This window comes from Streptomyces fructofermentans, assembly GCF_014651055.1.
Lineage (GTDB): Bacteria > Actinomycetota > Actinomycetes > Streptomycetales > Streptomycetaceae > Streptomyces > Streptomyces fructofermentans.
This window is the reverse complement of record NZ_BMWD01000010.1, coordinates 242,468-252,921: the sequence shown is the minus strand read 5'-3', so window position 1 is coordinate 252,921 and position 10,454 is coordinate 242,468. Positions and strand designations below refer to the sequence as shown.

General features: G+C 72.0%; 10 protein-coding genes. 6 read left to right on the top strand and 4 right to left on the bottom strand.

The window, feature by feature from the left end; translation table 11 throughout:
• From IE265_RS17030 to IE265_RS17020, 3 genes are all read right to left on the bottom strand, one after another.
• Nucleotides 1–329 (bottom strand): ATP-binding cassette domain-containing protein (locus IE265_RS17030; protein WP_229916234.1); only part of this gene is annotated, 329 nt, incomplete at its 3' end.
• Nucleotides 330–466: 137 nt separating this feature from the next.
• Entirely contained in the window at nt 467–1,324 is an 858-nt protein-coding gene (locus IE265_RS17025) for a DUF4097 family beta strand repeat-containing protein (protein ID WP_190036414.1), read from the bottom strand.
• Between the two features lie 82 nt (nt 1,325–1,406).
• A complete protein-coding gene (locus IE265_RS17020; RefSeq protein WP_190036413.1) occupies nt 1,407–1,949 on the bottom strand; it encodes a type II toxin-antitoxin system HicB family antitoxin in 543 nt (180 codons plus the stop codon).
• A gap of 490 nt (nt 1,950–2,439) precedes the next feature.
• Here IE265_RS17020 and IE265_RS17015 point away from each other — a divergent pair, with 490 nt between their 5' ends.
• Nucleotides 2,440–2,955, top strand: a complete 516-nt coding sequence (locus IE265_RS17015) for a GtrA domain-containing protein (protein ID WP_190036412.1) — start codon at nt 2,440–2,442, stop codon at nt 2,953–2,955.
• Nucleotides 2,956–3,009: 54 nt separating this feature from the next.
• On the opposite strand, the gene IE265_RS17010 is transcribed toward IE265_RS17015, so the two are convergent.
• Entirely contained in the window at nt 3,010–4,122 is a 1,113-nt protein-coding gene (locus IE265_RS17010; RefSeq protein ID WP_190036411.1) for an LLM class flavin-dependent oxidoreductase, read from the bottom strand.
• 840 nt (nt 4,123–4,962) lie between these two features.
• Between IE265_RS17010 and IE265_RS17005 the strand changes: the two genes are divergently transcribed.
• The 5 genes from IE265_RS17005 (at nt 4,963) to IE265_RS16985 (ending at nt 10,364) form a co-directional block, all read left to right on the top strand.
• Entirely contained in the window at nt 4,963–6,276 is a 1,314-nt protein-coding gene (locus IE265_RS17005; RefSeq protein ID WP_229916233.1) for an NtaA/DmoA family FMN-dependent monooxygenase, read from the top strand.
• A gap of 427 nt (nt 6,277–6,703) precedes the next feature.
• On the top strand, nt 6,704–7,480 hold the full coding sequence (locus IE265_RS17000; protein ID WP_229916239.1) for an ABC transporter permease: 777 nt from the start codon (nt 6,704–6,706) through the stop codon (nt 7,478–7,480).
• A gap of 65 nt (nt 7,481–7,545) precedes the next feature.
• Nucleotides 7,546–8,601 carry a taurine ABC transporter substrate-binding protein gene (locus tag IE265_RS16995; RefSeq protein WP_190036409.1) on the top strand — a complete coding sequence of 352 codons (1,056 nt, stop codon included), beginning with the start codon at nt 7,546–7,548 and terminating at the stop codon, nt 8,599–8,601.
• The gene (locus tag IE265_RS16990) at nt 8,588–9,406 is read left to right on the top strand and encodes an ABC transporter ATP-binding protein (protein ID WP_190036408.1); all 819 of its coding nucleotides are present in this window, start codon (nt 8,588–8,590) and stop codon (nt 9,404–9,406) included. Before IE265_RS16995 ends, IE265_RS16990 begins: the two co-directional genes overlap by 14 nt.
• A gap of 88 nt (nt 9,407–9,494) precedes the next feature.
• Nucleotides 9,495–10,364: a TauD/TfdA dioxygenase family protein gene (locus IE265_RS16985; protein WP_190036407.1), complete on the top strand. Its 870-nt coding sequence runs from the start codon at nt 9,495–9,497 to the stop codon at nt 10,362–10,364.
• Nucleotides 10,365–10,454: the final 90 nt, after the last annotated feature.

Genomic DNA, 10,454 nt, shown 5'->3' with positions numbered 1-10,454 from the left:
TCGCCGGTGATCAGGCCGTCGACGGCGGAGAACTGCCCGGTGACCCCGATCGCGGCACGGACCGGGTCGGGGGCGGTGGTGATGTCGTGGCCGTCGACGAGGGCCTGCCCGCCGTCCGCGGACACCAGGGTGGACAGGATCTTCACCGCGGTGGTCTTGCCCGCGCCGTTCGGACCGAGCAGCGCGAACACCGTCCCCCGCGGCACCGACAGGTCGACACCGTCGAGCACGACCTTGTCCCCGTAGGACTTGCGCAAACCGTTCGCGGTGATGGCCGGCTGTGACGACCGGTCATCCTTCCTGGTCGTGGGCATGACAGATGAAGGCATGTGACCCTCCAGTGGGAAGCAGGAGTGAAGGAGTGGGGTGGCAGGCTGAAGTGGCCTGCGGGGAAAGGGACTTCGAGCAGCGGGGCACCTCGGGGGCGCCGGCCGCCGCCCGGGCGCGCACCGCAGTGGTGCGGGACTCAGCTCCGGGCGCGGCGGATGTCGATGTTGCCGTAGCGGGTACGGGCCCTGACCTCGACCGTGTCCTCGCTCTTGTCCGGGTTGTCGGACGCGGTCAGCGTGTTGCGCACCTGCCCGTTGCCCGAGCTGACGTCGAGCCAGGCGGCCGTGCCCTCGCGGATGCCGATGTCGATGGCGCCGTAGGAGGTCTCCAGGTGGACGGTGCCACGGGCCACGTCACCGACACGCAGGGTGCCGTGGGCGGTGGTCGCGGTGACCGAGCCCTCCGCACTCCGGATGTCGATGTCGCCGTTGGCGCCGCTCACCCGCAGTTCGCCGGTCGCGGCGCCCACGGTCGTGGAGCCGTGCGAGTTCTTGAGGACGGCCCGGCCGTCCACGACTCCGACGCGCACGCTGCCGGAACTGGTGACGATCTCGGCCGGTCCCTCGACCCGGTCCACGGTGATCGAGCCGTGCGACGCGGTGAGTTGCAGCGGCCCCGTCGTGTCCAGGCGGACATCGCCCGACGACGTCTTCACGCGGACCTCGCCGAGCCGGCCCTCGCCGAGCACCTGGGTCCAGGAGCCGGTGGTGTCGACGCGGGAGCCGGTGGGCAGTTCGACCGTCACGTCGACGCTGCCGGTGGGGCCCACGAGGTAGCGCCCCTTGGGTGTCCTGATGGTCAGCACGCCGTTCGCGTAGGTGACCTCGGTCTGCTCCGCGACCCGTACGTCCTTGTCCTTCTTCGGGTCGCGGGGCCGCACCTCGACCAGGGTGTCGAGGCGGTCGCTCGCGGAGAACTGGATGGAGCCGGCGGCCACGTTGGCGGTGACCGAGATCGGCTGCGGGGTGTCGAAAGCGGTGTCGGAAGAAGGCATGGCTGTCCCGTCCTCTTGGGTCTTCGTGGCGTCCCCGCTGGTGGGACGTGGTGTGGGTGAAGTGGGGCGGACGCGGGTGCGCTCAGCGCACCCAGCCCGTGAAGCTCTGTCCGAAGGTGCGGCTGCGGTCCCGCTCCGCCGGACGGGTCGGGGCGCCCCCGTCCAACGCGGCCGACACGGCGCGTACGAGCCACGCGTTGACCGACAGGCCTTCGCGGCCGGCGGCCTCCTCGGCTCGCGCCTTGAGGTGGGCGGGCAGGCGCAGGTTGACGCGGGCCGTGCCGCCGTCGTCCGCCTCCGCGGCGACCGGGACCGGCGCCTGGGCCCTGGGAGTCTCGGCGGTTCCGTTCCTGTCCCCGTAGGCATCGCGGACCTCGTCGCCCGCCGGACGTGTCACCACGAAGTCGGGGTCGAGCCCGCGCAGCCGTACGTCGACCGAGCCGGGGGCGAGTTCAAGCGTGATCTCGGCCATCGCGGCGGAGAGCACGTTGAGCATCGTCAGGCGAGTCGCCGACTCCAGCGGAGCGGTCAGCCGCTCCGCCAACTCGCGGGCTTCTTCGCCGCCGGCTTCGGCGGCCACCGCGAGTTCGCGGCGGAGGGTGTCGACATACGGCGTGAGGTCCATGACGCCATCATGGCACCACGATGGCGCCACCCGCAAGCCCGAAGCGGGTACGGCCGCGACAACCCACCCGTCCACACGCTCCGACCTGGGGCGATGCGGCGACACCAGGTCACGCCAGTATGGCGTCACGCGCAATCTCGACCCTCATGACACCCACAGTGGCACCAAGCGGCGCCACATGGCACCGCCAGGGCACCCCTCGATCCCGTACACCGCGGCCACCACGCCGCCACTCCACCTTCCACCGACGGGAGCGGCGACCGTCCACGGCACCGCGAAACCAGCGAAGGCGACCGCGCCCCTGGCCTGCCCACACGCGCAGACCGGTCGCGCGTGGCGCCATCAGTTCATGCGTGGCGCCAATAATGGCTCCACATGGCGCCACACATGTGCCACTATGGCTCCACTCGCGACGCACCCTCGTTGTCACATCCGGCATCGCACCCGAGGGAGCGCGCTCCGCGCACTGGGCCGTTGAAGGAGTCGGATCATGGAGACAGCACAGAACCGGCAGCCGCCGGCCCCCGGTGCCCTCGGCGCGTTCGCCCGCTTCGTGCTCTGCGGCGGCGGGGTCGGGCTCGCCTCCAGCTTCGCCGTGGCCGCTCTCGCCTCGTCGGTTCCCTGGGTCCTGGCCAACGCCCTGATCACCGTGGCGTCCACGCTCCTGGCCACCGAGCTGCACGCCCGTTTCACGTTCGGTGCAGGCGGCCGCGCCACTTGGCGCCAGCACACGCAGTCCGCCGGGTCCGCCGCGGCGGCGTACGCGGTCACCTCCGCCGCGATGCTCGCCCTCCAGCACCTGGTGGCGGCACCCGGCCCGGCGATCGAGCAGGCCGTCTACCTGTCCGCGTCCGCGTTCGCCGGCGTCGCCCGGTTCGCGGTGCTGCGCCTTGTCGTCTTCGCACGGAACCGCACCCAGGCCCCGGCCACCGCTCGCCCCGTGCGCACGGTCGCGGCCCGCGCCGAGGCGGCGACGGACCCGGCGGCGCTCTGCCACGCGGCCTGACGGTTCAGGGGCCCCTGCCAGGGCGCCGCCCTCACGCCCGTCGCCGACTCCTCCTCACGCGGCCACGGCCCGCGTCAGCTCCCGGAGCCGCGGGGCGACCTCCTCGCCCACCCGGTAGGCCTCCTCCAGGTGGGGATAGCCGGAGAGGATGAACTCGTCCACCCCCAACCTCCAGTACTCCGCGAGCCGTTCGGCGACTTCCGCGTGCGAGCCGACCAGTGCCGTACCGGCTCCCTCGCGGACCAGGCCGATCCCGGCCCACAGATTGGGGGCGACCGTCAACGCGTCGCTGCGCCCGCCGTGCAGGGCTGTCATCCGGGCCTGCCCCGCCGAGTCCATGCGGGCGAATCGCTCCTGGGAGACGCGGATCGTCTCGGGGTCGAACGCGGCGAGGATGCGGTCGGCCTCCGCCCAGGCCTCCTCGGCGGTGTCCCGCGCGACGACGTGCAACCGCAGCCCGAAGCGGACGGTTCGCCCCAGCGCGGCGGCCTCCTGCCGGAGGCGGGCGATCCGTTCGGCGACCGCGGCGGGAGGTTCACCCCAGAGCAGTTGTACGTCCGCGTGGCGGGCGGCCACTTGTTCGGCCGCCGGGGACGCACCGCCGAAGTACAGGGCGACCGGCCGGTCGACGGCCGGTTCCTCCAGTCGCGCGCCCGCCACCCGCACGTGCCGCCCGTCCAGGTCCACGGTCCCGCCGGCCAGCAACCTGCCGACCACGTCCATGAGTTCGCCCGTCCTCGCGTACCGCTCATCCTTGTCGAGGTGGTCCCCGTAGGCCCGCTGCTCCCGAGGGTCGCCGCCGGTCACGACGTTCAGCGCGATGCGCTCGCCGAACAGCCTGCGGAACGTGTCCGCCTGCTGGGCGACGAGCGTGGGCTGGGCGAGCCCGGCGCGGAAGGCGACGAGGAATCCGATCCGCTCGGTGGACGCAGCGACACCCGAGGTCAGTACCCATGGGTCCACGCAGCCGAGGCCCACGGGGGTCAGTACCTTCTCGAACCCGGCCCGCTCGGCGGCCCGGGCCACCTCGACGAGGTATCCGAGGTCCGCCGGCCGCCGCGTGGCCGCGGCGGTACGTCCCTGCACGGCGGTCACCCCACCGGGGTCACGTCCGTCACCGCCGGTGGGCAGGAACCAGTGCAGAACGGGGGCGGAGCGCAAAGACATGCCGGGGTCCTTCGACGAAGGGTCGAGCGGGCCGTCACGGTCCGGAGACCGGCGCACGGCGGCGCGGGTGGGGAACAGCACGGCGACACGCACGAGTTGGCGGTGCGGCCGGGCGGATGCGCAGGCTCAGCGGCCAGGACATCGGCGGCGGGCGCCGGTCCGACAACACGCACCCTGCGCACGCACGGGACTCCGGCGGTGCTGCGGCGGGCGGCTGGCTGTCATGGCCGCATCCTCGGCCGCCGACGCCCGGGCGGCAAGCAGCGGTCCGGCATGTGGACAGTGGTGGCACCGCGGAACCGGTGCACCGAGTCCGCGCGGGACAGCCGTGGCACCGCGCGCCGCAGCCCGGTCCGTCACTCCCGTGACAGCCGTGCGGGGCCCGGACGGTCTTGCGGCCCGTACGACCGCGGGGGACCATGTGGCTGCTGATCGATGGCGCCCGCCGTGGTCGAGGAACGACTGCGGAGCGGTGGTACGGGCTCGACGCGAGCCGCAGCACCGGGCCGCCGTTCGCACCACGGCACCGTCAGGCGCCGGCGTCGTGACCGAGGGGAGTCGGCGTGGGGACCTCGCCCTTCATGCTGCCCCTCGCACCCGTACGGACCGCGGCCCTGCTCCCACTTCGGACGAAGCGTCGGCACGTGGACCTGTGCCGCACCCACACCGCGCTCTGTCGCTGACCCGTTCTTCGGCTTTCCCCTGGCAGGCACGTGTGTCGGCCGTGCCCGTCCAGGCCCGACCGCGCGCGTCCGGGCGTCCGAGCACGCCCGAAGGACCGCGCCCACCGAGACGACACCGGAGTCGGCGAGCACCGAGCCGGTGGGAATGGACGAGTTCGTGAGCGCGAAGCAGCCCAGGACACTGAAGACCGTCACCGGAGCCGGCGGCACCTCGGAGACGTACGACCTGGCGGTCGATCCGACCCGGTCCACACTGGACACCGCCGTGCGGGTCGCGAAGCTCGCCGAGGCGGCGCGGATCGACGCGCTGTTCACCGCCGATCTGCTCAGCTTCGGCGCCCAGGGGGCGATCGGGTCGCAGGAGCCGCTCGTCTTCGTGTCGGCGCTGAGTCAGGTGACCTCGCGGATCGGACTGATCGCCACGGTCTCCACGACCTTCAACCACCCCTTCAACCTCGCCCGGTTGTTCGGGACCCTCGACCACGTCAGCAACGGGCGCGCCGCCTGGAACCTCGTGACCTCCTCCATCGGCGAGGAGAACTTCGGGCCGGGCGAACTGCCCAGCCCCGAGGAGCGCTACGCACGGGCCGCGGAGACCCTGGAGGTGGTCAACGCCCTGTGGGACAGCTGGGAACCCGGGGCCCTGACCGTCGGCCCGGACGGGAGCGCGGTGCTGCACCGCGACCGGGTGCGCCCGATCAACCACTCCGGCCGCTTCTTCGACGTGGCCGGTCCGCTGAACATCCCGCCCCTCCCCCAGCGGCGCCCGGTGCAGATGCAGGCCGGGCAGTCCGAGGCGGGCACGGCCCTGGGCGCGCGCTACGCGGAGGTCGTCTTCACGTCGCTCCCCACGCTGGACCACGCGCTGGACTTCACGCGCGCGATCAGGGGCCGGGCCGAGCGCTTCGGCAGGGCCGACGGGCTGCCGCTCATCTTCAGCTCGTTCCACGCCACTTACGGCGCCACCGAGGCGGAGGCACGCCAACTCGTGCGCGAGCGGCGCGAGTCGATCGACTTCGAACGCGGCCGGGCCCAGGTCGCCGACATGCTCGGCGGCGGACTCGACCTGTCGGAACTCCCCCTCGACGCGAAACTGCCGGAGAGCCTGCTGCCGGAGATCACCTCCGTGAACCGCCGCCGCGGCCGCGTAGACATCTTCGCCGGCTATGTGCGGCAGGGCCGCACGCTGCGCGAACTCGTCGTCGCCGCCCAGGACACGGGCCACTGGGCCGCCGCCGGCACCCCCGAGCAACTCGCCGACGCGGTGGAGGAGCGCTTCCGGGCAGGCGTGCTGGACGTCATCACCCTGGGCGGCCTCGCCGACCCGCGGGAGCACGACTTCGTCGTCAACGGCCTGCTGCACGAACTGCGCCGGCGGAGGATCGTCGCTCCCGACTACACCGGCACCACGCTGCGCGAGAACCTCGGACTGCGACTGCCGGCCCGTGACGACTCGGCCGTACGCACCTGACCGGGCGCGGATCTCCTCGAGTGTTCCGAATCGTGGGACAGCTCTTGGTGGACAACGTCGGCTGCTGTACAACTGGGCCCATGATTCACGAGCCCCTGGTGCGACGCCTGGTCATCGACCTGTGCCGACGCCCGGCTGCGTGTTGTCGCTGATCACACCTACCTGACGCTCCCTCGGGCCGGTGCTCTCCCCCGGTCCCTGAGCCGTCGCACCCTCCCCCCGCCGGGGTTCGAGGGTGTCGTCCCCGCTTCCGTCGCGCCCCGTACCCCACGGGGCCGTCCGACGGCGGCGGCCGACGTCGACCATCCACGTTCCGGCGCCCCCTGGAGGCCGCCCCGTGTCCACGACCCCACGTCTGTCACCTGCTGAAACCATCCCCGTACCCGAGAAGACCCCCGCGTCGCGACGCCCGCGCGTCGCCGCGCGGGTGCGCCACGTCGCCCTCCCGCTCGGCTCACTCCTGCTGTTCCTCGCGCTGTGGCAGCTCCTGGCCGCGAGCGGCACCTGGAGCCGGACTCTGGTGCCGTCGCCGTCCGCGGTGTGGGACGCCTTCATCGACGTGTCCACGACGCACGACGGCACCCGCGGCTACAACGGCACCACCCTCGTCGAACACCTCGGCATCAGCCTGCGACGCATCCTGATCGGGGCCGGGATCGGCATCGCCGCGGGAGTCGTCCTCGGGCTGCTGATGGGAACGGTGGGGTGGCTGCGTTCCCTGTTCGAGCCCTGGATCACCTTCCTGCGGACACTGCCGCCGCTGGCGTACTTCTCACTCCTCATCATCTGGCTCGGCATCAACGAGGAGCCGAAGATCACGCTGCTCGCCGTCGCCGCGTTCCCTCCCGTGGCGGTGTCCACCACCACGGCCGTGGCCGCCGTGCCCAAGAGCCTCATCGAGGCAGCCCGCGCGCTGGGCGCCTCGCGCTGGGACGTGGTCAGGGACGTCGTCGCCCCGTCCGCGCTGCCGGAGACGCTGACCGGCGTGCGGCTGGCCGTCGGGGTGGCCTACTCCTCCCTCGTCGCAGCCGAGTTGGTCAACGGACTGCCCGGCATCGGGGGCATGGTCAAGGACGCCGCCAACTACAACAACACCCCGGTGGTACTGGTCGGGATCATCGCCATCGGTGTCTCCGGCCTGATCATCGACGGTCTGCTGCTGCGACTGGAACGTGTCGCCGTCCCCTGGCGCGGACGCGCCTGACAGCGCCGACCCTGCCGTCCGTCCCTTCTCCTCAGCCCCGTCCTCAGCACAGAAAAGGCTCCGCCATGTCTCGTTCGGTTCCCCAAGGTCCCTCCCGCCGCCTGCTCCTCGCCGGGGCGCTCGCCGCCGTCTCCGCGGCGGTCACCGGCTGCTCGTCGGACAGCGAGGCGTCGTCGTCGGGCAGCGGCAAGCGGCTCCGCATCGGGTACTTCGCCTTCCCCAGCGGCGACTTGATCGTGAAGAACAGGAAGCTCCTGGAGAAGGCGCTGCCGGACCACAAGATCACCTGGATCAAGTTCGACTCGGGAGCCAGCGTCAACCAGGCCTTCCTCGGCAAATCCCTCGACATAGCCGCCCTCGGGTCGAGTCCCTTCGCCCGGGGAGTGTCTGGAGCCTCGCCGATCCCGTACAAGGTCGCGTGGATCCTGGACGTGGCCGGCGAGAACGAGGCACTGGTGGCACGCAAGGGGTCCGGAATCACCGACGTGGCCGGCCTCAAGGGCCGGACGATCGCGACCCCGTTCGCCTCCACCTCGCACTACAGCCTGCTGGCGGCACTGGAGGAGGCGGGCCTGAAGCCCTCCGACGTCAAGCTCATCGACCTTCAGCCGCAACCGATCATCGCGGCCTGGGAGCGCGGGGACATCGACGCCGCGTACGTGTGGCTGCCCACGCTCGACGAGCTGCGCAAGACCGGTACCCAGCTCACCAGCAGCAAGGAGATCGGCGCGGCGGGCAAGCCGACGCTGGACCTCGCCGTCGTCTCCGACGAGCTGATCGCCGAGGACCCCGAGGTGATCGACACCTGGCGGAAGGTGGAGGCGGAGGCCCTCCGGCTCATCAGGTCCGACCCCGAAGGCTCGGTCAAGGCCGTGGCGGACGAGCTCGGCATCAGCACGAAGGACGCCGAGGCACAGCTCTCGCAGGGCGTGTTCCTCACCCCGGAGGAGGTCACGTCCGCCGACTGGCTGGGCACCGACGGCAGCCCGGGCAAGCTGCTGACCTACGTCACCGACACCGCCCGGTTCCTGGCCGACCAGAAGCAGATCGACGCCGCTCCGGCCGAGTCCGCCGTCCGCAAGGCCTTCTACCTGAAGGGGCTGCCCGATGTCCTCAAGTGACACCACCACGACCGTCCCCGACACGGAGCATCCGGCACGCGCCGGGGCCGTCCGGCTCGACCGGGTCACCCACCGGTACGGCCGGGGCGGCGAGACGGTCACCGCCGTGGGACCGGTCGACCTGACCGTGCCCGCCGGCGAGTTCCTCGTGCTGGTCGGCGCCTCCGGCTGCGGCAAGAGCACGCTGCTGCGGCTGATCGCGGGGTTCGAGCAACCCACCCACGGATCGGTCCAGGTCTCCGGCGCCGCGCCGCGGCCCGGCGGGACGGCCGGTGTCGTCTTCCAGACACCGCGCCTGTTCCCGTGGCGCACCGTGCGGGGCAACATCGACCTGGCACTGCGGTACGCGGGTGTCGAGCGCGCCCAATGGCCGCTGCGCCGGGCGGAGTTGCTGGCCCGCGTCGGCCTTGAGGGCACCGAACGGCGGCGCGTCTGGGAGATCTCGGGCGGCCAGCAGCAGCGCGTCGCCATCGCCCGGGCGCTCGCCGCCGAGAACCCCCTCTTCCTCCTCGACGAGCCGTTCGCCGCACTGGACGCGCTGACCCGTGAACGGCTCCAGGAGGACGTCCGCCGGGTGACCGCGCAGACCGGGCGGACCAGCGTGTTCGTCACGCACTCGGCGGACGAGGCGGTGTTCCTCGGCACGCGCATCGTCGTGCTGACCAAGAGCCCGGGAACCGTGGCCCTCGACCTGCCGATCGACCTGCCGCGCGGTGACGTCGACGCCGAGGAGCTGCGCGAGTCGAAGGAGTTCAACGAGCTGCGTGTGCGGGTCGCACACGCGGTGAAGAGCGCCGCGGCCTGACCCGGCCCCGTACCGACCCGAGACCGGAAGCGACACCCGCACCACGGCCGCGTACCAGAGCGGTCGACTCCCGGGAAAGGAAACCCAGGTGAGCATTCTCAGCGAGCGACCGGCGGTGGCACTGCCGCCCGTCACCGAACTCGGCCCGCGCTTCGGCGCCGAGATCCACGGAATCGACCTCGGACGCCTCGACGACGACCAGGTCCGCGCGCTCCGCGCGGCACTCGTGAAGTACAAGGTGCTGTTCGTCCGGGGCCAGGACGGCCTCGACGACGCCGCCCAGATCGAGTTCGGCAGGCGTCTGGGCGAGGTGACCGCAGGGCATCCGGTCCACGACTCGGGTGACGTGGCGCCCGAGGTGTACTCCCTCGACAGCCAGGACAACGGGTTCGCCGACGTGTGGCACACCGACGTCACCTTCGTACGACGGCCGCCGGCCATCTCCGTGCTGCGGGCCGTCGTCCTGCCTCCCAACGGCGGGGACACCAACTGGGCCGACAGCCAACTGGCCTACGAGTCGCTGTCGCCCGGACTGCGGGCCTACGTCGACACCCTCACCGCGGTCCACGACGGCACCCGGGAGTTCGGCTACTACCTGGCGCAGCGCAGGAAGGGCCGCGGCAACCTGTGGGAGGGCGAGGTGTTCGCCGACCTGACCCCCGTCGAGCACCCGGTGGTGCGGGTGCACCCCGAGAGCGGCCGCAAGGGCCTGTTCGTGAACCCCGGTTTCACCTCGCACGTCGTCGGCGTCTCGGAGCACGAGAGCAGGGGCATCCTCGACATCCTGTACGCCCACCTCACCAAGCCCGAGCACGTCGTACGGAACCGCTGGCAGCCGGGGGACGTCGCCCTGTGGGACAACCGCAGCACGGCCCACTACGCCAACCGCGACTACGCTGACCAGCACCGGGTGATGCACCGCATCACGCTCCGCGGCGACACACCGGTCGGCCCCTGACCCCAGGTGCTCCCACCCCGTCCGCACGGCCGCCCGGTGCCGGCCTCCCCGGAGCCGTCCTGGTGCGCCGTCACCATCACCTTCCTCACC

What these genes read in the sequence shown, in the direction of transcription:
- IE265_RS17025 (WP_190036414.1), bottom strand. Translation starts at nt 1,324, where the DNA reads ATGCCTTCTTCCGACACCGCTTTCGACACCCCGCAGCCGATCTCGGTC.
- IE265_RS16990 (WP_190036408.1), top strand. Translation starts at nt 8,588, where the DNA reads ATGTCCTCAAGTGACACCACCACGACCGTCCCCGACACGGAGCATCCG.
- IE265_RS17015 (WP_190036412.1), top strand. Translation starts at nt 2,440, where the DNA reads ATGGAGACAGCACAGAACCGGCAGCCGCCGGCCCCCGGTGCCCTCGGC.
- IE265_RS17010 (WP_190036411.1), bottom strand. Translation starts at nt 4,122, where the DNA reads ATGTCTTTGCGCTCCGCCCCCGTTCTGCACTGGTTCCTGCCCACCGGC.
- IE265_RS16995 (WP_190036409.1), top strand. Translation starts at nt 7,546, where the DNA reads ATGTCTCGTTCGGTTCCCCAAGGTCCCTCCCGCCGCCTGCTCCTCGCC.
- IE265_RS17020 (WP_190036413.1), bottom strand. Translation starts at nt 1,949, where the DNA reads ATGGACCTCACGCCGTATGTCGACACCCTCCGCCGCGAACTCGCGGTG.